This is a genomic window from Diaphorobacter sp. JS3050 (genome assembly GCF_013154915.1).
Lineage (GTDB): Bacteria > Pseudomonadota > Gammaproteobacteria > Burkholderiales > Burkholderiaceae_C > Diaphorobacter > Diaphorobacter nitroreducens.
Genome location: NZ_CP053553.1, coordinates 3,864,889 through 3,885,587 on the forward strand (window position 1 = coordinate 3,864,889; position 20,699 = coordinate 3,885,587).

The 20,699-nt window shown below is 69.0% G+C and carries 17 protein-coding genes; 12 read left to right on the top strand and 5 right to left on the bottom strand.

Annotated features, from left to right (window positions below):
* Positions 1–150 precede the first annotated feature (150 nt).
* Positions 151–1,083: an N-acetyl-gamma-glutamyl-phosphate reductase gene (gene argC / locus HND92_RS18375; protein ID WP_047349392.1), complete on the top strand. Its 933-nt coding sequence runs from the start codon at positions 151–153 to the stop codon at positions 1,081–1,083.
* A 210-nt stretch (positions 1,084–1,293) separates the two neighbouring features.
* Here argC and dprA read toward each other — a convergent pair whose 3' ends face one another.
* Both dprA and HND92_RS18385 read right to left on the bottom strand, forming a co-directional pair.
* On the bottom strand, positions 1,294–2,454 hold the full coding sequence (gene dprA, locus HND92_RS18380) for a DNA-processing protein DprA (protein ID WP_172208961.1): 1,161 nt from the start codon (positions 2,452–2,454) through the stop codon (positions 1,294–1,296).
* A gap of 52 nt (positions 2,455–2,506) precedes the next feature.
* A complete protein-coding gene (locus tag HND92_RS18385) occupies positions 2,507–3,766 on the bottom strand; it encodes a LysM peptidoglycan-binding domain-containing protein (RefSeq protein ID WP_253940071.1) in 1,260 nt (419 codons plus the stop codon).
* A 202-nt stretch (positions 3,767–3,968) separates the two neighbouring features.
* Here HND92_RS18385 and def point away from each other — a divergent pair, with 202 nt between their 5' ends.
* The 6 genes from def (at position 3,969) to HND92_RS18415 (ending at position 8,359) form a co-directional block, all read left to right on the top strand.
* Complete coding sequence (gene def / locus HND92_RS18390) at positions 3,969–4,481, top strand: peptide deformylase (RefSeq protein WP_011807132.1); 513 nt, start codon at positions 3,969–3,971, stop codon at positions 4,479–4,481.
* Positions 4,478–4,993 (top strand): hypothetical protein, encoded by a 516-nt coding sequence (locus HND92_RS18395; RefSeq protein WP_172208965.1) that lies wholly within the window; start codon positions 4,478–4,480, stop codon positions 4,991–4,993. The genes def and HND92_RS18395 overlap by 4 nt, the downstream gene beginning before the upstream one ends.
* A gap of 33 nt (positions 4,994–5,026) precedes the next feature.
* The gene (fmt, locus tag HND92_RS18400) at positions 5,027–5,998 is read left to right on the top strand and encodes a methionyl-tRNA formyltransferase (RefSeq protein ID WP_172208967.1); all 972 of its coding nucleotides are present in this window, start codon (positions 5,027–5,029) and stop codon (positions 5,996–5,998) included.
* Positions 5,995–6,744 carry an AzlC family ABC transporter permease gene (locus tag HND92_RS18405; protein WP_172208969.1) on the top strand — a complete coding sequence of 250 codons (750 nt, stop codon included), beginning with the start codon at positions 5,995–5,997 and terminating at the stop codon, positions 6,742–6,744. The genes fmt and HND92_RS18405 overlap by 4 nt, the downstream gene beginning before the upstream one ends.
* Positions 6,741–7,076: an AzlD domain-containing protein gene (locus tag HND92_RS18410; protein WP_011807136.1), complete on the top strand. Its 336-nt coding sequence runs from the start codon at positions 6,741–6,743 to the stop codon at positions 7,074–7,076. Before HND92_RS18405 ends, HND92_RS18410 begins: the two co-directional genes overlap by 4 nt.
* A gap of 89 nt (positions 7,077–7,165) precedes the next feature.
* On the top strand, positions 7,166–8,359 hold the full coding sequence (locus tag HND92_RS18415) for a phosphoglycerate kinase (RefSeq protein WP_172208971.1): 1,194 nt from the start codon (positions 7,166–7,168) through the stop codon (positions 8,357–8,359).
* A gap of 67 nt (positions 8,360–8,426) precedes the next feature.
* Here HND92_RS18415 and HND92_RS18420 read toward each other — a convergent pair whose 3' ends face one another.
* Entirely contained in the window at positions 8,427–9,326 is a 900-nt protein-coding gene (locus HND92_RS18420) for a DMT family transporter (RefSeq protein ID WP_172208973.1), read from the bottom strand.
* A 107-nt stretch (positions 9,327–9,433) separates the two neighbouring features.
* On the opposite strand from HND92_RS18420, the gene pyrF reads away from it, so the two are divergent.
* The 5 genes from pyrF (at position 9,434) to HND92_RS18445 (ending at position 15,800) form a co-directional block, all read left to right on the top strand.
* Complete coding sequence (gene pyrF / locus HND92_RS18425; RefSeq protein WP_172208975.1) at positions 9,434–10,258, top strand: orotidine-5'-phosphate decarboxylase; 825 nt, start codon at positions 9,434–9,436, stop codon at positions 10,256–10,258.
* A gap of 17 nt (positions 10,259–10,275) precedes the next feature.
* Positions 10,276–11,172: a LysR family transcriptional regulator gene (locus tag HND92_RS18430; RefSeq protein WP_088888065.1), complete on the top strand. Its 897-nt coding sequence runs from the start codon at positions 10,276–10,278 to the stop codon at positions 11,170–11,172.
* Positions 11,173–11,293: 121 nt separating this feature from the next.
* On the top strand, positions 11,294–12,286 hold the full coding sequence (locus tag HND92_RS18435; RefSeq protein ID WP_253940072.1) for a tripartite tricarboxylate transporter substrate binding protein: 993 nt from the start codon (positions 11,294–11,296) through the stop codon (positions 12,284–12,286).
* A complete protein-coding gene (locus HND92_RS18440) occupies positions 12,283–13,257 on the top strand; it encodes a succinylglutamate desuccinylase/aspartoacylase family protein (RefSeq protein ID WP_011807142.1) in 975 nt (324 codons plus the stop codon). The genes HND92_RS18435 and HND92_RS18440 overlap by 4 nt, the downstream gene beginning before the upstream one ends.
* Positions 13,258–13,838: 581 nt before the next feature.
* A complete protein-coding gene (locus HND92_RS18445; protein ID WP_172208979.1) occupies positions 13,839–15,800 on the top strand; it encodes a methyl-accepting chemotaxis protein in 1,962 nt (653 codons plus the stop codon).
* 61 nt (positions 15,801–15,861) lie between these two features.
* On the opposite strand, the gene putP is transcribed toward HND92_RS18445, so the two are convergent.
* On the bottom strand, positions 15,862–17,355 hold the full coding sequence (putP, locus tag HND92_RS18450; protein ID WP_011807144.1) for a sodium/proline symporter PutP: 1,494 nt from the start codon (positions 17,353–17,355) through the stop codon (positions 15,862–15,864).
* A gap of 235 nt (positions 17,356–17,590) precedes the next feature.
* A complete protein-coding gene (gene uvrA / locus HND92_RS18455) occupies positions 17,591–20,680 on the bottom strand; it encodes an excinuclease ABC subunit UvrA (RefSeq protein ID WP_172208981.1) in 3,090 nt (1,029 codons plus the stop codon).
* Positions 20,681–20,699 lie beyond the last annotated feature (19 nt).

A 20,699-nucleotide genomic window follows, 5' to 3' on the forward strand; every position in this document is an offset into this window, starting at 1 on the left:
TGTTTGTACCCGTTCTGCCGAAGAGCGGAAATACAGCCGCTTGCTCGGGAATGGCAGCCGGTAAATGTATCATGCTGCGACGCACCATTGATGTGGATATAACTTACACCCCCGGCCCCACCCTGGGCCGGCCCTTGCAGGAGCTACTCGATGTCCAAGGTCTTTATTGATGGCGAGGCAGGCACCACCGGCCTGCAGATTCGTGAGCGCCTGCAGGCCATGCCCCAGGTGGAGTTGGTCAGCATCGCCCCCGAACTGCGCAAGGACGCCGCCGCCAAGCGCGCACTGATCGCCGGTGTGGACCTGGTCGTGCTGTGCCTGCACGACGATGCCGCGCGCGAAACAGTCGCGCTGGTGGACGCCATCACTGCCGAGACCGGCCGCGCCATCAAGATCATTGATGCCTCTACCGCCCACCGCACGGCGCCGGGCTGGGTGTTCGGCTTTCCCGAACTGGCGCCCGGCCAGTTGGAGGCCGTGCGCAACGCCACGCGCGTATCCAACCCCGGCTGCTATGCCACCGGCGCCATCGCCCTGCTGCGCCCGCTGGTCGACGCCGGCCTGGTGCCTGCCGACCACCCGTTGGCACTGCCGTCGGTGAGCGGCTACTCCGGCGGCGGCCGTACGATGATCGAGGCCTATGAGCAAGGCCATGCGGCGCCCTTTGAGCTGTATGCGCTGGGCCTGTCGCACAAGCACCTGCCGGAGATCCTGAAGTACACCGGGCTCACGCGCCGCCCGATCTTCATCCCCTCGGTGGGCAACTTCCGCCAGGGCATGCTGGTGCAACTGCCGCTGCATCTGGATCTGCTGCCCGGCCAGCCGAAGGCGGCGGACCTGCACGACGCACTGGCGGCCCATTACGCCAAGAGCAACACGCCCGAGCAGTGGGTGAAGGTGCTGCCGCCCACCGAGGACGGCAAACTCGATGCCCTGGCGCTCAACGACACGAACCAGTTGGAACTGCGCGTGTTCGCCAATGAGAGCTACCGCCACGCCGTGCTGGTGGCGCGCCTGGACAACCTGGGCAAGGGCGCGAGCGGCGCTGCGGTGCAGAACCTGCGGTTGATGCTCGGGCTATAACATCAAAAAACATAGCTGTCTGCGCTTATTTCATCCAGGTTTCAACGGAAAAATCCTTTGAAATGGATGTACAGCAAGCGCGAGCAGCTCATTTTTATATAGCAAACACATGCCCGTACCGCGCCGGCTGATCTGCCGAGCGGTCAAGGCCGCGCAGCAAGCCCCCGCCCCGCAGGCGTGCGCCGCGAAGCGCGCACTACCGTCGCTGCTTTAAGCCTGCCCCGTGCGCTGGAACAGCCCGCCGGGCAGGCGCGCGACACGCCCCTCCAGTTCCAGCTCCAGCAGCCGTACTTGCAGCGTGGCGGCATCCAGCCCGGTGCGCGCCACCAGTGCGTCCAGCCCCAGTGGATCGAACCCCAGCGCATCCAGCACACACTGATAAGACGGCGCAAGGGGCTCCTCGGACGCGTCCTGTGCTGCGGGGATGGCGGCTGCCGGCGCATGCCAGCGCAGTTCTTCCAGTACGTCCTGCGCCGACTCCACCAGCTTGGCGCCCTGGCGTATCAGCGCGTGGCAGCCACGCGACTGGGGCGCGTGGATGGAGCCGGGTATGGCGAACACCTCGCGCCCCTGCTCGGCCGCGAGCCGCGCGGTGATCAGCGAGCCCGAGGCCAGCGCCGCCTCCACCACCAGAGTGCCCTGCGACAGGCCGGAGATGATGCGGTTGCGCTTGGGAAAGTTGGCCGGCAACGGCGGCGTGCCCAACGGGTATTCGCTGACCAGCAGGCCGTGGCGTGCGATGCGGTGGGCCAGCTCCTTGTTGGCACGCGGGTACACCCGGTCCAGCCCGGTGCCCACGATGGCAATGGTGGCGGGCGCGGCGCCGTCGGGCGGATCGATCAGCGCGCCCTCGTGCGCCGCCGCGTCGATGCCCAGCGCCAGGCCCGAAACGACGCACAAACCCGCCTCCCGCAGAGCACGTGCGAACTGCCGGGCATGGTCCGCCCCCTGGGCCGTGGGGTTGCGGCTACCCACCATGGCCAGGCTGTGCGCCGGCGCGAACGGCGCGCCGCCCTGCACGAACTGCGGAGCACCCAGCAGGTACAGCAGCAGCGGCGGATCCTCGGTGGCCAGCAACGCAGGAGGATAGGCCTCGTCACCCAGCGTGACGATGCCGTGCGCCGGCTGCGCGGGCGCCCGCCCGTCCAGCAGCCACTGCCACGTCCGCTCGGTCAGCGCCTCCAGCTCCTCGGGCACGCGGGCGAGCGCGCGCGCCTGCGCCGTGGTGACGCAGGACTGCCAGGCCCTCTCGCCCTGCGCAAAGATGTTCTGGGGAAGGCCGAACGCGGCCAGCAGCCTGCGCGCGGCACCGTTGCCCACGCCAGGCGTGAGCGTCAGACGCAGCCAGGCGGCCAGTTCGTCGCGTTGCATGCGCGGTGACAAGGCTAGGGAGCGGCCGCCCGCAGGTGGCGGCGCCCGGGGCTTACTCGGGGTTGACCAGACGGTCGCCCACACGCACCGCCTGCTGCGACTGCAGGATCAGGGCGTAGGACACGCGGTCGAACGTGAGGAACACCATCGCCACGCCATTGCTCTCGCTGGGCAGGCGCACCATGGCGCGCTGCTCGTCGGTCTTGTCCTTGAAGCGCTCGCCCTGCGTGAGCAGCTGCAGCACATGGCCGGCTTCCATGCCGTCGCGCGCACCGCGGTTGATGGTGATCACCTGGTTCTGGCCGGCGTTGGCCACGGCCGCGCTGCCGTAGATCGACACCACGCTGGCATCCACGGGGCCCTGCGGTGCCCGCGGGGTGTAGCTGTTGAAGCTGCGCTGTGGTGCGGGCAGCAGGCGGTCGCCGGCCCGGATCTCTTCCTTCGCGCCCCTCAGGTCCACCGTGGCGGGAACGATGTCCACCGCTGTGCCGTGGGCTTGCCCCTCCAGCACTTCCCCCCGGCCCTCGCTGGAACTCTTGCCCCGCGCTACATCGCTCTGGGGCACTGGAGTGGTAGTTTCACTGCGCACCAGTTCGGCGCGGCCGACATACTGCGCTTCGTAGCCCAGCACCTCACCAGTGTGCGGATCCTTCAGCGGAATGGCGTTGCGGAACACGCGGTACTGGCGCGGCACGCCAGGCGCCATCACGAGGGGGCTGCCTTCAGGGCCGCGCACGTAGGCGCGGTCGCCGTTGGCCATGATCATGCGTTCGTCGCGCGTGGCCACGATGCGCGGGGCCTGCTGCAGTGTGAGCTCGTCCACCACCAGAGGCTCGACGAGGAAGGGTTCGATCAGGTGCGGCTTGAGCGTGGGCAGCGCCGTGCCGGCCAGGCTGTCATAGCGCGTGCGCGGCGACACGCGCACGGTCTCGGGCGCGCCTTTGCGGCTGGTGCTCAGGCGGGCATAGCCGTCCACCTTTTCCAGGTACAGCGTCTGGCCCGGGAAAATCAGGTGCGGGTTGGGAATGGACTGCAGATTCATGCCCCACAGTTCCGGCCAGCGCCAGGGGCGCTTCAAATACATGCCGGAAATACCCCACAGCGTGTCTCCGCGTTTCACCACGTAGGTATCGGGCGCATTGGCGGCCAATTCGGACAGGGGAACGCCGCGTGAAGCCACCTGCTGCGCGGTGGCGCGCTGCTCGGAAGTAATCGGGTAATTCTGGGCCTGCGCCGCCGGTGCCATGGCGGCACCCGCCAACAAAGCCAGTGCGCCGAGCGCCGTCACGCGCATACGGGCCTGAGCCGCCATATTGTTCCTCGTGTCATTCATTGGAAAAACGCCCCTCTCGCTGCGGTGCAGTTAATTGTTTTACAGAAGAAACTGCCGCGAATACATTACAAACCATTTGAGATTCTGTGCCCAAGCCCTTGATCGGGCAACGATTATTGTGATTGGGCGCCGCAATGGCGGGCAAAAGTGGCGAAAATAGCGACATATTGAGCGCTCTGCCATGGCAATTCTTCCGATTCTCTGTTACCCCGATCCTCGCCTGCACAAGGTCGCCCAGCCCGTGACGGCGGTGGATGAGCGCGTGCGCGCCATCGTGGACGATATGTTCGCCACCATGTACGACGCCCATGGCATCGGCCTGGCCGCCACGCAGGTCGATGTGCACGAGCGCATCGTGGTGATCGACGTCTCCGAAGAGCGCGACACGCCGCTGGTGCTGATCAACCCCGAGATCACCTGGGCCAGTGCCGAGAAACAGGTGGGCGACGAGGGCTGCCTGTCGGTGCCTGGCATCTACGATGGCGTGGAGCGCTCCACTGCCGTGCACGTGCGCGCGCTGGATCGCGACGGCCAGCCGCGCGTGATCGAGGCCGAGGGCCTGCTGGCCGTGTGCATCCAGCACGAGATGGACCACCTGCTGGGCAAGGTGTTCGTGGAATACCTGTCGCCCTTGAAGCGCAACCGCATCAAGACCAAGCTGTTGAAGCAGCAAAAGCAGGCCGAACGCGCATGACCGCGCTGCCGGCGCACGCAACCGCACCGCGCCGGCTCCGCTGGAGCGCACTGCTGCTGGCTGTTTTTTTGGCGGGCTGCGCCGTACCCGAGTGGCAGAAAACAGGCACGCCGCGTGCGGACATCGAGCGCACCATGGGCGCACCCACGCTGACCGTAATGCTCCCTGAAGGCGGAGAACGGCTGGTCTACAGCCGCCAGCCCGCAGGCCAACAGGTCTACCACCTCGACTTTGACGCCCGGCAACGCCTGGTGCGGGTGGAGCAGGTACTGACGCTGGAGCGCTTCCATGCGCTGCGCAATGGCGTCGATACGCGCGCAGCCGTGCGACGCACCTTCGGCCCGCCTGCGCTGGTGGAGAAGGTGGCGCGCTTCAATGGCGATATCTGGACCTACCGCTTTCGTGACAATGGAGAGCCCCGCCAGGCCCATGTGCACATCGACCCGACGGGCGTCGTGCAGCGCGTGATGTTCACGGACGAGCGGCTGAACGACAACGACCCCTTTCACTGAGCCCCACCCCGGGGCCGCTATTCCACGCGTTGTATGAGAGTCATTTTTGCCGGCACGCCCGAGTTTGCGCGCGTGGCCCTGGAGCGCCTGCTGGCCGCAGGCTTCACCGTGCCCCTGGTGTTGACCCAGCCCGACCGCCCCGCGGGCCGCGGCATGAAACTGCAGGCTTCACCCGTCAAGCAGTGCGCGCTGCAGCACGGCATCGCCGTGGCGCAGCCGCTGAGCCTGCGCCTGGATGGCAAATACCCCGAGGACGCAGCGGCCGCCAAAGCCGCCATCGAGGCTGCGCAGGCCGATGTGATGGTGGTGGCCGCCTATGGGCTGATCCTGCCGCAGTGGGTGCTCAACACGCCCCGGCTCGGCTGCCTGAACATCCACGCCAGCCTGCTGCCGCGCTGGCGCGGCGCGGCGCCCATCCACCGCGCCATCGAGGCCGGCGACGCGGAAACCGGCGTGACCATCATGCAGATGGACGCGGGCCTGGATACCGGCGACATGCTGTTGCTGGAAAAGACCGCCATCAGCCCCACCGATACCACCGCCACGCTGCACGACCGGCTGGCGCAGCTGGGCGGGCGGCTGATCGTGGAGGCGCTGGAGATGGCCGCCTGCGGGGGCCTCAAACCCACACCGCAGCCGGCCGAGGGCGTGACCTACGCGCACAAGATCGACAAGGCGGAAAGCACCATCGACTGGAACCAGCCGGCGGAGGTGATCGCCCGGCGCGTGCGTGCCTTCGACCCCTTCCCCGGCGCGGCCACCACGCTGGGGGCCGATGCCATCAAGGTATGGAGCTGCGAAATAGATAGCTGCTCGCGCACGCTGGATGCGGCCTGCGGCCAGATTTTGTCTATAGATGCCGACGGCATCGGCGTGGCCTGCGGCGCCGGCAGCCTGCTGCGCCTGACGGTGCTGCAACGCGCGGGCGGCAAGCGGCTGCCCGCCGCGGACTTCCTGCGCGGCTTCCCGCTGGCGCCAGGCATGGTGCTGGGCGCCGCCCCATGAGTCTGCCTTTCCTGCGCGCCCAGCTGCGCGACCCGGCCTTCCGCCAGGGCGCCAGTGACATGGCCGGCACCTGCCTGGGCATCGGCGCCTGGGGCCTGGTGACGGGCGTGGCCATGGCCAAGAGCGGCATGTCGCTGCCGATGGCGCTGTTCATGTCGCTGGCGGTGTATGCCGGCAGCGCACAGCTGGCCGTGCTGCCGCTGATGGTGGCGGGCGCACCGCTGTGGGTGGTGTGGCTCACGGCCACCTGCGTGAACCTGCGCTTCGTGATCTTCAGCAGCATGTGGCGCAGCTACTTCGCCCACCTGCCGCGCCGCCACCGGCTGGCGCTGGGCTACTTCAGCGGCGATGTGATCTTCGTGAGCTTCATGAAGCGTTTTCCCAAGCCCGTGCCTGCGCCCGAGCAGGTGCCCTATTTCTGGGGCGCGGCCTCGGCCAACTGGCTGGCCTGGCAGGTGCCGTCCATTGCAGGCATCGTGCTGGCCAACGCCATCCCGCTGTCCTGGGGGCTGGGCTTTGCGGGCGTGCTGGCGCTGCTGGGCATCCTGCTGTCCATGCTGAACGACCGTGCCACCTGGCTCGCCACGGCCGTGGCCTGCACGGCGGCGGTGGCCACCTTCGCGCTGCCGCTCAAGCTCAACATCCTGGTGGCGATCGCCGCAGCCGTCACCGCAGGGCTGGCCGCCGAAGCGGCCGAGCGTGCGCTGCGGCGTGCGCGCACCCGCGCGGTGGGAGGCGACACATGAACGGTGCCTGGATCGAGCCGGCCATCGCCATCCTGGGGCTGGCGGGCATCACCCTGCTCACGCGCGCGTTCTTCATGATCCCCGAGCGCGACCTGCCGATGCCCGACTGGCTGCGCCGCGGCCTGAAGTACGCGCCGCTGGCCGCGCTGGCCGGGGTGATCGCGCCCGAGCTGGTCATGAGCCAGGGCGCGCTGATCCAGACGCTGCAGGACGCACGGCTGCCCGCCGTGGCTGCCGCCGCGGGCTACTACTTCTGGCGCCGCGGCATCCTGGGCACCATCGTCGTGGGCATGGCGGTGTACCTGCCGCTGCATATCGGACTGGGCTGGTAGAGAGTTACGGCGCGGTTACCAGGCGCCTACAATCCGCGCAGTTTTCATGACCGCACCGTGACGGCGCGGCGCACTCACCCACTGTTCCCATGCACATCCTTCGCTTTTCCGACCTTTGCGCCCAGGGCCAGGCCCGTGGCCAGCGCGTGTTCATCCGTGCCGACCTGAACGTGCCGCAAGACGACGCCGGCCGCATCACCGAGGACACGCGCATCCGTGCCTCCGTGCCCTGCATCCAGATGGCGCTGGAAGCCGGCGCCGCCGTGATGGTGACCAGCCACCTGGGCCGCCCCACCGAGGGCGAGTTCAAGCCCGAGGATTCGCTGGCCCCGGTGGCCCAGCGCCTGTCCGAACTGCTGGGCCGCGAGGTGCCGCTGGTGGCCGACTGGGTGGACGGTGTGCAGGTGCAGCCCGGCCAGGTCGTGCTGCTGGAAAACTGCCGCTTGAACAAGGGCGAGAAGAAAAACGACCCCGAGCTGGCGAAGAAGATGGCCCAGCTGTGCGACATCTACGTGAACGACGCCTTCGGCACCGCCCACCGCGCCGAGGGCACGACCTACGGCATCGCCGAGTACGCGAAGGTGGCCTGCGCCGGCCCGCTGCTGGCCGCCGAGATCGACGCCATCCAGACCGCGCTGGCCCACCCGAAGCGCCCGCTGGTCGCCATCGTGGCCGGCTCCAAGGTCTCGACCAAGCTGACCATCCTGCAAAGCCTGTCCAAGAACGTGGACGGCCTGGTGGTGGGCGGCGGCATTGCCAACACCTTCATGCTGGCGGCCGGCCTGCCCATCGGCAAGAGCCTGGCCGAGCCCGACCTGGTGAACGAAGCCAAGGCCGTGATCGCCGCCATGGCCGCGCGCGGCGCCGAGGTGCCGATCCCCACCGACGTGGTGGTCGCCAAGGCCTTCGCGGCCGACGCACCCGCCACCGTGAAGAAGGCCAGCGAAGTGGCCGAGGACGACCTGATCCTGGACATCGGCCCCGAGACGGCGGCCCAACTGGCCGCGCAGCTCAAGGCCGCGGGCACCATCGTCTGGAACGGCCCCGTGGGCGTGTTCGAATTCGACCAGTTCGCGGGCGGCACCAAGGCCATCGCGCAGGCCATCGCCGAATCCAGCGCCTTCAGCATCGCCGGCGGCGGCGACACCCTGGCGGCGATTGCCAAGTACGGCATCGAGAAGGACGTGGGCTACATCTCCACCGGCGGTGGCGCGTTCCTGGAGGTGCTGGAGGGCAAGACCCTGCCGGCCATCGAAATACTGCAAAAGCGCGCGGCAGGCTGATCCCGCCCCAGAACGCTATAAAAATCAGAGCTGCTTGCGCTTATTGCATAAGCGCTAGCAGCTCTTTTTACTTGAACTCCTGCGCCTGCACGGCGCGGGCCGGCCACAGCACGGTGCCGATGGCCACGGCCATCAGGCCCACGGCGGTCCAGTCCTGCCAATGCAGCACCTCACCCAGCCACAGCGCGCCGCTGAACACGCCCAGCACCGGAATCATCATCACGCTGAGCGTGGAGGCCACGGGCGGCAGCGTGCGCACCAGGAAGAACCACGCCGTCTGCGCAAAGCCCAGCGCCAGCAGGCCGTTGTACAAAATGGCGGCCCAGGCCTGGGCGTCGGGTGCCACCCAGCGCTCGCGCTCGAACGCCACCGCCAACACGGTGAGTACCACGCAGGTGATGGCCACCATCCAGAACGACAGCGTGAGCAGCGGCACCGGCACGCTCAGGCGCCGCAACAGCTGCGTGCCCATGGCCCAGCTCGCGGCAGACACCAGCATCAACGTCACGCCCAGGGGCCTGCCGCCCAGCGCGCCGATCTCATGCCACAGCAGCAGCACCACGCCCACCAGCGCCGCGCCCACACCCATCCACGCCCGCCCGGCCAGCCGGTCGCCGAACACCAGCGCGCCCAGCACGGCCGAGAAGATGGGCATGGTGTAGCCCAGGATGGCCGCGCGCCCGCTGGACAGCTGCGGGATCGCCAGGATCATGAGCACGTGCCAGAGCACCATGTTGGTCAGCGCCAGCAGCGCCACGCGGCCCCAATGCGCGCGCGCAATAGTGAAGGGCAGCTTGCGCACCCCTATCACCGCGGCCAGGATGGGCAGGCCCAGCCACAGCGACGCCATGCGAAAGGTGAGCGGCGGAAAGTGCGCCACACCCATCTTCATCACCGGCCAGTTGAGGCCCCACACCAGGGTCAACAGGGCAAGAACGACGAGCTGGCGGCGGGAAAGAGCAGGCATGGGCGGCGATTGTGCCGGGCAGGCGCCGTCCTTGCCGAAGCCGCCCGCGAAAACACCTGGACGCCGTGGTGCACGGCACCGGCATGGTGTTGCCTAAAATCACGGACATGACTTTTCTTGACATGCTGCGCGACGCCACCACGCGCAACAACTCCCTGCTGTGCGTGGGCCTGGACCCCGAACCCACGCGCTTTCCCGAGTCCGTGCGTGGCGAGGCGCACAAGATCTACGACTTCTGCGCCGCCATCGTGGACGCCACGGCCGACCTGGTGTGCGCCTTCAAGCCGCAGATCGCCTACTTCGCTGCGCACCGTGCCGAAGACCAGTTGGAGCGCCTGATGCAGCACATGCGCTGCAACGCCCCGCATGTGCCCGTGATCCTGGACGCCAAGCGCGGCGACATCGGCTCCACGGCCGAGCAATACGCCAAAGAGGCCTTCGAGCGCTACGGCGCCGATGCCGTGACGCTCTCGCCCTTCATGGGCTTTGACTCCATCGAGCCCTATCTGGCCTACCACGGCAAGGGTGCTTTCCTGCTGTGCCGCACCTCCAACCCTGGTGGCGATGACCTGCAGGCCCAGCGCCTGGCCAGCGTCGAAGGCCAGCCGCTGCTGTACGAGCACGTGGCCCGCCAGGCGCAGGGCCCCTGGAACAAGAACGGCCAGCTCGGCCTGGTGGTGGGCGCCACGTACCCACAAGAAATAGAGCGCGTGCGTGCGCTGGCACCCACGCTGCCGCTGTTGATCCCCGGCGTGGGCGCGCAGGGCGGCGACGCAGCCGCCACGGTGCGCGCCGGGCTGCGCGCCCACGGGCCAATCATCGTGAACTCCTCGCGCGCCGTGCTCTATGCCTCGGGCGGTGCGGACTTTGCCGCGGCCGCACGCAACGCGGCCCAGGCCACGCGCGCCGCGCTCAACGCCGCGCGCGCCTAGCCCAGCGTTTTCCGGCCATGCAACTCAAGTGGCTGGAGGACTTCATCGCCCTGGCGCATGAGCGCAGCTTCACCCGCGCGGCGGAACTGCGCCATGTGACGCACCCCGCGTTCGGGCGGCGCATCCGCGCGCTGGAGGCGTGGGCCGGCACGCCGCTCACGGAGCGCGACGGCGGCGGGCCCGTGCGGCTTACGCCCGCGGGGCAGGCCTTCCTGGAAACCGCGCAGCAGATGGCGCAGAACCTGGCCCATTCGCACGAGGAGTTGCGCGCCATCGCGGGGCGGCAGGCGCGCACCGTCACCCTGGCCACCGGCCGTACCCTGGCACGCACCGTGGTGGCCGACTGGCTGGCCCGCATACAGCCCGTGTTGGCGGGCGGCGAGCTGCGCGTGCGCACCTGTGCGCTGGATGAGTCCGTGGCCATGATCGAGCGTGGCGAGGCCGACTTCACCCTGGCCTACCACCACACCTCGCTCGCCGTGCGCCTGGACGCACGGCAGTTCACCCACCTCACACTCGCCAGCGACCGCCTGGTGCCCGTCTCCCGCGCCCGCGCCGGCGGTGCGCCGCTGCACCACTTTGGCGGCACGGATGCGGTGCCCTACCTCGCCTACTCGCACACGCTGGCGCTCGGCCGGCTGGTGGAAGACCGCCTGGCGCATGACCCGCTGGCGCCTCGCCTGGCGCGCGTGGTGGAATGCGACTCGGCCGACGCGCAGTACGAGTACGTGCTGCGCGGCCTGGGCGTGGCCTGGCTGCCCTGGTCCATGGTGCATGCCGACTGCCAGTCGGGGCGGTTGGCCCGCGCGGGCGACGAGCGCATGCAGGTGCGCTTCGACGTGCGCATGTACCGGCCCAAGCGCCGGCTCTCGCCCTGGGCCGAGGCGCTGTGGGCCACGTTGGCGCGCCAGTGATCCCCGGATAAACCCGCGGGCCGCGTGCCCACAATGCACGGCCTGGTGCCACTTCGGCACGACGCAGCCACGGTGCGCTTTCCACAATGGCACCCACCTCGACCTGCCTATGGAAAACGCCATGCACACTTCCCGCATCCCCGCCCCGTTGCGCCGCGCGCTGCTGGCCAGCGCCGCGCTGCTCGCCGCTGCCAGCCCTGCCGCTTTCGCGCAAGCGCCCGCCTACCCCAGCAAGCCCATCACCATCGTCGTGGGCTATCCGCCCGGCGGCAGTACCGACCTGACCGGCCGCGCCGTGGGCGCGGAGCTGTCCAACCGCCTGGGCGTGCCCGTGGTGATCGAGAACCTGGGCGGCGCGGGCGGCGCCATTGGCGCGCAGAAGGTGGCCAGCAGCGCGCCCGACGGCTACACGCTGCTGGTTGGCGCCAGCAACGAGATCGCCATCAACAAGCTGGTGACCAAGAAGGTCAAGTACGACATCAAGGACTTCACCGCCATCGGCCTCGTGGCCTCGCAGCCCCTGGTGCTGGTGGCCAGCACCGGCACCGGCGTGAAGAACCTGGCCGAATTCACCGAACGCGTGCGCAAGAACCCCGGCAAGCTCAGCTATGGCAGCTCGGGCGTGGGCACCTCGCTGCACCTGGCCGGCGAGATGATCAAGGAACAGGGCCAGCTGTTCATGACGCACATCCCCTACCGCGGCGTGGCGCCGCTCACCAACGACCTGGTGGGCAACAACCTGGAGTTCGGCGTGTTCGTGCTCTCCAGCGGCCTGCCGCACATCAAGAGCGGCAAAGTGATCGCCCTGGGCACCACCGAGGCCAAGCGCTCGACCGTCGCGCCCGACATTCCGGCGCTGGCCGAATCGGCGCAGTACAAGAACGTGGACATCGGCACCTGGTTCGCCCTCATGGCGCCCGCCCACCTGCCCAAGCCCGTGGCCGAGCGGCTCAAGAAGGCGCTCAACGAGACGCTGGAGTCGCCGGACTTCCGCAAGCGAATGGAAGCCGCGGGCTCCACCGTGGCATCCCCCAGCCTGGACGTGGACAAATTCCTCGCCGCAGAGGTCGCCAAGTACAAGAAGATCATCGAGTTCGCCAAGATCGAAGAATGATGAGCGCTCCCCTGCCTTTCACTTTGACCGCGCCCGACCTCGGCGCCTGGCGCGCCGGCAACACCGGCACCGAGGGCGTGTGGCGCTTCGACTCCGGCACGCCGGGCCGCCACGTGATGATCAGCGCCCTCGTGCATGGCAACGAGCTGTGCGGCGCCTGGGCGCTCAAGGGCCTGCTGGAAGCCGGCCTGCGCCCCGCGCGCGGCACGCTCACGCTGGCGCTGTGCAATCTGGCCGCGTTCGACCGGTTCGACCCCCACCACCACGACGCCGCCCGCTTCGTGGACGAAGACCTCAACCGCCAGTGGGTGGATGCGCGCATGGACGCCGGCGACACGCTGGAGCGCCGGCGCGCGGCCGCGCTGCGCCCCTTCGTGGCCGAGGCCGACTGGCTGCTGGACCTGCACTCCATGCACGAGCCCTGCGCGCCGCTGCTGCTCACCGGCATGCAGCCGCGCAACCTGCACCTCGCGCGCACCCTGGCCGCGCCCGAGCACATCGTGGTGGACGCGGGCCACAAGGACGGCACGCGCATGCGCGACTATGGCCGCTTTGGCCAGCCCGATGCCGAGGGCGGCGACACGCGCTCGCTGCTCGTCGAATGCGGCTTCCATGGCGACCCGGCCAGCCGCGCCGTGGCGCAGGACCAGTGCGTGCGCTTCCTGCAAGCGGCCGGCGTGGTGGATTCCGCCACCCTGGCACGTGGGCTGCCCGGCTGGCGCCTGCCCGACGCGCCGCGCCAGTGGGCACTGGAGGTCACCGGCCCGGTGGTCGCCAGGAGCGAGCGCTTTCGTTTCACCCAGCCCTTCACGGGCCTGGAGGTGATCCCCCAGGCCGGTACCGTCATCGGCGACAACGATGGCGAGCCCGTCACCACGCCGTACGACGACTGCGTGCTGGTCATGCCCAGCACCCGCCAGGCGCGCGCCGGCGTGACCGTGGTGCGCTTCGCCACGCGGCGGCCGCTGTAGGCGGCACGGCCAGCGGCCGGTGCTTCGCCCCGCGCAGGGCAGGCCGGTCGCGTGGCAGCGTCTGGGGCATGCGCAGGTTTCGCTTCCATACTGATAGCTACTAGCGCCCGTATTTATTGGGCCAGGGGCCAAAAACACCCTCAAACCCGTCGCAACACCTCTGGGACGGGATGGAGCCCCTGCGCGCCCAAAAAGCTGAACTCGTTCAAGGACAGGCAGGTTTTTGCCGAATAACATTACGTTACACGTCCTTGACATCTCTTTGTCTCGCCCGCCCTCTAGGGCCTGTTCACACTATTTTTGCCAGTGCGAATGGCGTGAAAACCGCGCCAATCTAGGCGCGTGACGACGCCAAGGCCGGGGCCTTGGCTAGGAGGGCAACGACGAATGGCGCGGTTTTCACTCCGTTCCCTCCGGGTTGCGATCAAAAAGGGCCATTCGCGGCGTTGCCAAGCCTCGCTGGGGTAGCACCCCAGCTTCGTTTGGCGCCTTGCGCCTGGCCCTTTTTGATCGCAACGCATCTGGCAAAAATAGTGTGAACAGGCCCTAGGCGGTCTCGCGGACAAGGAAAGGTTCCCGCTATGACCTCGCTTTCTCAGCGCCTGCCGCTGCTTTACAAATTCCTCATCCTGGGCCTCGCCGGCATCCTCATGAGCGCCGTGCCCACCTGGCTGTTCGTGAGCGGCGCGCTCGACGACCTGGCGCGCGCCCGCCACGAGGCCCGTGGCGCCCCGCCGCTGCTGGCGCTGCACAAGGTGGTGCAGGGGCTGCAGGTGCACCGCGGCCTGTCCAACGGCATGCTGGGCGGTGACGAAACCCTGGCCGCCCGGCGCCCGGCCGCGCGCGATGCGGTGAACAAAGCCTTCGCCGAGGCCACCGCCCGCCTGGACGCGGCGCAGGTGCCCGCGGCCCAGCGCGACGCCTGGCAGCGCGCCCAGCAGGCCTGGCAGCAGCTGGAGCCGGCCGTGGCCGCACGCTCGCTGCCCGCCGCGCAAAGCACGGCGCAGCACACGGCGCTGATCACGTCGCTGCTGCAGACCGGCGAGCAGCTGCTGCACAGCTACGAGCTGCAGCTGGACCCCGACTTCGCCACCAACGCGCTGATCCAGGCCTCGCTGGTGCATGCGCCGCAGCTGGGTGAGAAGCTGGGCGTGATGCGCGCCCAGGGCGCGGGCTTCCTGGGCCGCGGCGGCGAGCTGCCGCTGGAGGCCAAGGGGCTGCTGCAGTCGCTGCGCCAGCGCGTGGTGGAGCTGCAGGGCAACACGCTGCGCAACCTGGCGCGCGCCACCGAGGCGAGCCCTGCCTTTGCGGCCACGCTGGGCGCGCCCGCGCGCACGCTGGACGCGCAAATCACGGCCACGCTGGCCCTGGCCGACAAGGCCCTGCTGCAGGCCGACACGCTGACGCTGCCCGCGCAGGAGTATTTCGACACCTATACCCGCACCATCGACGCGCTGTACGCACTGAACGCCCAGGCCATGCAGGGCGTGGACGAGGCCCTGCGGGCGCGCATCGACCGCCTGCGCGCCACGCTGGCGTGGGAGGCGCTGGCGCTGCTGGGCACGCTGGCGGGCGCCACGGTGCTGATGCTGGTCTTCGTGCGCTCCATCACGCAGCCGGTGGCGCAGGCCGTGGAGCTGGCCCGCGCCGTGGCGCGCGGTGACCTGTCGGGCAGCGACATCGCCCACGGCAGCAACGAAATGGGCCGCCTGATCGCCGCGCTGTTGCAGATGCGCCGCCAGCTCACCGAGGTGGTGGGCCGCGTGCGCCAGGGCGCGGAGGGCGTGGCCACGGCCAGCGCGCAGATCGCGCAGGGCAACACCGACCTGGCCGCCCGCACCGAAAGCCAGGCCAGCGCCCTGGAAGAGACCGCCGCATCGATGGAGCAGATGACCGCGACCGTGCGCCAGAACGCCGACAGCGCCGCGCGTGCCAGCGAGCTGGCCACCAGCGCCAGCGGCGTGGCCGCGCAGGGCGGCGAGGTGGTGGCGCAGGTGGTGCAGACCATGCACGGCATCCACAGCTCGTCCGGCAAGATCGCGGACATCATCGGGGTGATCGATTCCATCGCGTTCCAGACCAACATCCTGGCGCTGAACGCCGCCGTGGAGGCCGCACGCGCCGGCGAGCAGGGCCGCGGCTTTGCCGTGGTGGCCAGCGAGGTGCGCAGCCTGGCGCAGCGCAGCGCGGGCGCTGCGCGCGAGATCAAGGAGCTGATCTCCGCCAGCGTGCATGACGTGGAACGCGGCAATGCGCTGGTGGAGCGCGCCGGCAAGACCATGGAAGACGTGGTGACCGCCGTGCGCCGCGTCAACGACATCATGGGCGAGATCAGCAACGCCAGCCGCGAACAGTCGCTGGGCGTGGCCCAGGTGGGCGAGGCCGTGAGCCAGATGGACCAGACCACGCAGCAGAACGCCGCGCTGGTCGAAGAGATGGCCGCCGCCGCCGCCAGCCTGCGCAGCCAGGCGCAGGAGCTGGTGGCAGGCGTGGCGGTGTTCAAGCTGGGCGAACGACCGCACGCCGTGGCGCTACCTAATTAATAGCTGTTAGCGCTTATCCATAAAGGGTTTGAGGCCACTTTGCCTCAAACCCGCATTCGCCTCAGGCTTGCAGACGCGCCATCTCGGCGTCCACCGCGTCGTGGCGCTGCAGCATGGCGGGTGAGGGTTGCTTGCCCAGCTTGCTCACCAGCACCACGGCCAGCGCGCCCAGAACGAAGCCGGGCACGATCTCGTACAGCCCCAGCCAGCCGCCCTGCTTCCACACCACCACCGTCACGGCACCGACCACGATGCCGGCCAGCGCGCCGTTGCGCGTCATGCCGCGCCAGAACAGCGACAGCAGGATGACCGGCCCGAACGCCGCGCCGAAGCCCGCCCAGGCGTAGCTCACCATCGACAGCACGCGGCTGTTGGGGTTGCCCGCGATGACGATCGCCACCACGGCGATGGCGAACACCATCGCCCGGCCCACCCACACCAGCTCACGCTGCGTGGCGTTCTTGCGCAGGAACACGCGGTAGATGTCCTCGGTCAGCGCGCTGGAGCACACCAGCAGCTGGCACGACAGCGTGCTCATCACCGCCGCCAGAATGGCCGCCAGCAGCAGGCCGGCGATCCAGGGGTTGAAGAGCTGGCGCGCGATCTCGATGAACACCGTCTCGGCATTGGCCTGCACGCCGGCGGCCTGCTGCGTGTGCACCGCGAAGTACGGGATGCCGACCAGGCCCACAGCCACCGCGCCGCCCAGACACAGCACCATCCAGGTCATGCCGATGCGGCGCGCGCGCGGGATGGAGGCCACCGAATCCGCCGCCATGAAGCGCACCAGGATGTGCGGCTGGCCGAAGTAGCCCAGGCCCCAGGCCATGAGCGAGACCACGCCGATCACGCTGGCGTTGTGCATCAGGTCGAGCTTCTGCGCACCGATCATCTCGGTGAGGCTCTGGCCGGCCTGCAGCTCGCCGGTGACGGCGAAGTAGGCCACCACGGGCGCCAGGATCAGCGCGGTGATCATCAGCGAGGCCTGGATGGTGTCCGTCCAGCTCACCGCCAGGAAGCCGCCGATGAACACATAGGCGATGGTGCACAGCGCCCCGACCCACAGGGCCGTCTGGTAGGGCAGGCCGAACATGCTCTCGAACAGGCGCGCACCCGCCACCACGCCCGAGGCGCAGTAGATGGTGAAGAACACCAGGATCACCGCCGTGGTCACCAGGCGCAGCACGTTGGCGCCGTCCTCGAAGCGCGAGGCCAGGTAGTCGGGCAGCGTGAGGGCGTTGTTGGTGCGCTCGGTGTACAGGCGCAGCCGCGCGGCCACGAGGCGCCAGTTGAGGTACGCGCCGATGGTCAGGCCGATGGCGATCCACGCCTCGCTCAGCCCGCTCAGGTACACCGCGCCGGGCAGGCCCATGAGCAGCCAGCCGCTCATGTCGGACGCGCCGGCCGACAGCGCGGTGACGAAGCTGCCCAGGCTGCGCCCGCCCAGGATGTAGTCGGAGAGGTCGGTCGTCGCGCGGTAGCCCAGCCAGCCGATGAACAGCATGGCCAGCAGGTAGATGCCGAAGGTGATGACGGTCGGGTCTAGCAGGTTCATGAAACGTCCAGGCCCGCGGGGCGCGCTGCGCGCCGCGAAGTCCTGCCAAAAAAAGGTGGAGGAGAAGCCGGCGCGGAGGCCGGGGGCTGCCGTGCCGACAAGCGCCGGCCAGCGAAGTGGCGCGATGATTCCAGAGCCCGCGCCCAATCATTCGCCATAAAGCCGCGCTGACGTAGTGAAACACTCCGCCGCGGCGCGCAACTGTAACTGCCGGCGGCGCAAAACCTCAGGGTTACTACTGATTTTGGGCGGCAGACAGGTATGGCGCCAGGTAGCGGCCCGTGTGGCTGGCCGCATTGTGGGCCACCTGCTCGGGCGTGCCCTCGGCCACCACGGTGCCGCCGCCGGCCCCGCCCTCGGGGCCCATGTCGATGACCCAGTCGGCGGTCTTGATGACGTCCAGGTTGTGCTCGATGACGATGATGGTGTTGCCCGCGTCGCGCAGCTGCAGCAGTACCTTGAGCAGCAGGTCGATGTCGGCGAAATGCAGGCCGGTGGTGGGCTCGTCCAGGATGTAGAGCGTGCGGCCGGTGTCGCGCTTGGAGAGTTCCTGCGCCAGCTTCACGCGCTGCGCTTCGCCGCCCGAGAGCGTGGTGGCGCTCTGGCCCAGGCGGATATAAGACAAGCCCACGTCCAGCAGCGTCTGCAGCTTGCGCGCGATCGTGGGCACGTCCTTGAAGAAGGCGTGGGCGTCCTCCACCGTCAGGTCCAGGATCTGGGCGATGTTCTTGCCCTTCCACTGCACCTCCAGCGTCTCGCGGTTGTAGCGCTGGCCGTGGCACACGTCGCAGGGCACGTACACGTCGGGCAGGAAGTGCATTTCCACCTTCACCACGCCGTCGCCCTGGCAGGCCTCGCAGCGCCCGCCCCCCGAGCCCTGCGCCACGTTGAAGGAGAAGCGCCCGGGGCCGTAGCCGCGCTCCTTGGCGGTGGTGGTCTCGGCCATCAGTTCGCGGATCGGCGTGAACAGGCCCGTGTAGGTGGCCGGGTTGCTGCGCGGCGTGCGGCCGATGGGGCTCTGGTCGACGTTGATGACCTTGTCGAAATACTCCAGCCCCTCGATGGTTTCATGCGCTTCGGGCTCGTCGTGCGCGCGGTAGAGCTGGCGCGCCACGGCCTTGTGCAGCGTGTCGTTGACCAGCGTGCTCTTGCCCGAGCCGGACACGCCCGTCACGCAGGTGAACAGCCCCACCGGGAACTGCACGCTCACGCCCTTCAGGTTGTGCCCCGTGGCGCCCACCACGCGCAGCGCCTGCAATTGCCCCTGCGTGGCGCGGTGCTCGGCCAGGCGCTCCTTCTTGCGCAGGCTGGCAGCCGTCTCGGGAAAGCGCGACTTGGGCTTCTTGTCGGGTTCGGGCGCTGCGGCGCTCTGTTGCAACACGGGCAGCCAGGGCGTGCGCCGCGCAGGCACCGGCAGGGTCTTGGCGCCGCTCAGGTACTGCCCGGTGAGCGATTGCGGGTTGGCGCACAGCTCGTCGTAGGTGCCCTGCGCCATCACGCGACCGCCATGCACGCCCGCGCCGGGCCCCATGTCCACGCAGTGGTCGGCGGCGCGGATCATGTCCTCGTCGTGCTCCACCACGATCACGCTGTTGCCCAGGTCGCGCAGCCGCGTGAGGGTGGCGATCAGCCGGTCGTTGTCGCGCTGGTGCAGGCCGATGCTGGGCTCGTCCAGCACATACATCACGCCGGTCAGGCCGCTGCCGATCTGCGAGGCCAGGCGAATGCGCTGCGCCTCGCCGCCCGAGAGCGTCTCGGCGCTGCGGTCCAGGCTCAGGTAGGACAGGCCCACGTCGTTCAGGAAGGTGAGGCGCGCGGCGATCTCGCGCACGATCTTGCCGGCGATCTCGGCCTTGGCGCCGGCCAGCTGCAGCGACGCGAACCACTGCAGCGCGTCCGCCAGCGTGCGGTGGCTCACGTCGTAGATGCCCAGCGCGGCGTCGCCCTCGCCCACCTTCACATGGCGCGCTTCGCGGCGCAGGCGTGCGCCGTGGCATTCGGGGCAGGGCTGGGCGCTGCGGTAGCGCGCGAGGTCTTCGCGCACCACGGCCGAGTCCGTGTCGCGGTAGCGCCGCGCCATGTTGGGCAGGATGCCCTCGAAGGGGTGCTTCTTGACGATGGGCTTGCCCTTGTTCGGGCCGCTGTCCAGCAGGTAGCTGAAGGCGATCTCTTCCTCGCCCGAACCGTGCAGGATGACCTCGCGCACGCGTTCGGACAGCTCCTCGAAGGGCGTCTCCACATCAAAGCCGTAATGCCGCGCCAGGCTCTCCAGCATGGCGAAGTAGTAGCCGTTGCGCCGGTCCCAGCCCTTGATGGCGCCGCTGGCGAGGCTGATGGCCGGGAAAGCCACCACGCGCGCGGGGTCGAACACCTCCTGCTGGCCCAGGCCGTCGCACGCGGGGCAGGCGCCCGTGGGCGAGTTGAACGAGAACAGGCGTGGCTCCAGCTCAGGCAGCGAGTAGCTGCACACCGGGCAGGCGAACTTGCTGGAAAACAGGTGCTCCTGGCCCGAGTCCATCTCCAGCGCCAGCACCCGGCCGTTGCCCTCGTGCCCGCCCACCCGCAGGGCGGCCTCGATGCTCTCGGCCAGGCGCTGCTGGGCGTCGGGGCGCACCTTCAAGCGGTCGATCACCACGTCGATGTCGTGCTTCTCGGTCTTCTTGAGCTGCGGCAGGCTTTCGTGCTCGTAGATCTGCCCGTCCACGCGAAAGCGCACGTAGCCCAGCGCCTGCATCTGCATGAACAGCTCGGTGAATTCACCCTTCTTCTGGCGTGCCACGGGCGCCAGCAGCATGAGCTTGGTGTCCTCGGGCAAGGCCAGCACCGCATCCACCATCTGGCTCACGGTCTGCGACGACAGCGGCAGGCCGTGGTCCGGGCAGTACGGCGTGCCCGCGCGCGCGAACAGCAGGCGCAGGTAGTCGTGGATCTCGGTCACCGTGCCCACGGTGGAGCGCGGATTGTGGCTGGTGGCCTTCTGCTCGATGGAAATGGCCGGCGACAGACCCTCGATCAGGTCCACATCGGGCTTGTCCAGCCGCCCCAGGAACTGCCGCGCATAGGCCGACAGGCTCTCCACATAGCGGCGCTGCCCTTCGGCATACAGCGTATCGAACGCCAGGCTGGACTTGCCCGAGCCCGACAGCCCGGTGATCACCACGAGCTGGTTGCGCGGGATGTCCAGGTCGATGTTCTTGAGGTTGTGTGTGCGCGCCCCGCGGATGCTGATGCGCTGCTCGCGCAGGACCTGCGCCAGTGGGCGCCCTCCGGCCGCATCGGCAGGCGAAGGGTGGCGATCGTCGGAGGGTGGCTCGAAGGTGGGCATCGCGCGTGCCTGGAGGCAA

Excerpts from the sequence above, each read along its gene's own strand:
- argC (WP_047349392.1), top strand. The coding sequence starts at position 151 with ATGTCCAAGGTCTTTATTGATGGCGAGGCAGGCACCACCGGCCTGCAG.
- HND92_RS18430 (WP_088888065.1), top strand. The coding sequence starts at position 10,276 with ATGCAACTCAAGTGGCTGGAGGACTTCATCGCCCTGGCGCATGAGCGC.
- def (WP_011807132.1), top strand. The coding sequence starts at position 3,969 with ATGGCAATTCTTCCGATTCTCTGTTACCCCGATCCTCGCCTGCACAAG.
- HND92_RS18395 (WP_172208965.1), top strand. The coding sequence starts at position 4,478 with ATGACCGCGCTGCCGGCGCACGCAACCGCACCGCGCCGGCTCCGCTGG.
- HND92_RS18385 (WP_253940071.1), bottom strand. The coding sequence starts at position 3,766 with ATGGCGGCTCAGGCCCGTATGCGCGTGACGGCGCTCGGCGCACTGGCT.
- HND92_RS18415 (WP_172208971.1), top strand. The coding sequence starts at position 7,166 with ATGCACATCCTTCGCTTTTCCGACCTTTGCGCCCAGGGCCAGGCCCGT.
- dprA (WP_172208961.1), bottom strand. The coding sequence starts at position 2,454 with ATGCAACGCGACGAACTGGCCGCCTGGCTGCGTCTGACGCTCACGCCT.
- HND92_RS18420 (WP_172208973.1), bottom strand. The coding sequence starts at position 9,326 with ATGCCTGCTCTTTCCCGCCGCCAGCTCGTCGTTCTTGCCCTGTTGACC.
- HND92_RS18435 (WP_253940072.1), top strand. The coding sequence starts at position 11,294 with ATGCACACTTCCCGCATCCCCGCCCCGTTGCGCCGCGCGCTGCTGGCC.
- uvrA (WP_172208981.1), bottom strand. The coding sequence starts at position 20,680 with ATGCCCACCTTCGAGCCACCCTCCGACGATCGCCACCCTTCGCCTGCC.
- putP (WP_011807144.1), bottom strand. The coding sequence starts at position 17,355 with ATGAACCTGCTAGACCCGACCGTCATCACCTTCGGCATCTACCTGCTG.
- HND92_RS18445 (WP_172208979.1), top strand. The coding sequence starts at position 13,839 with ATGACCTCGCTTTCTCAGCGCCTGCCGCTGCTTTACAAATTCCTCATC.
- pyrF (WP_172208975.1), top strand. The coding sequence starts at position 9,434 with ATGACTTTTCTTGACATGCTGCGCGACGCCACCACGCGCAACAACTCC.
- HND92_RS18440 (WP_011807142.1), top strand. The coding sequence starts at position 12,283 with ATGATGAGCGCTCCCCTGCCTTTCACTTTGACCGCGCCCGACCTCGGC.
- HND92_RS18410 (WP_011807136.1), top strand. The coding sequence starts at position 6,741 with ATGAACGGTGCCTGGATCGAGCCGGCCATCGCCATCCTGGGGCTGGCG.
- fmt (WP_172208967.1), top strand. The coding sequence starts at position 5,027 with ATGAGAGTCATTTTTGCCGGCACGCCCGAGTTTGCGCGCGTGGCCCTG.
- HND92_RS18405 (WP_172208969.1), top strand. The coding sequence starts at position 5,995 with ATGAGTCTGCCTTTCCTGCGCGCCCAGCTGCGCGACCCGGCCTTCCGC.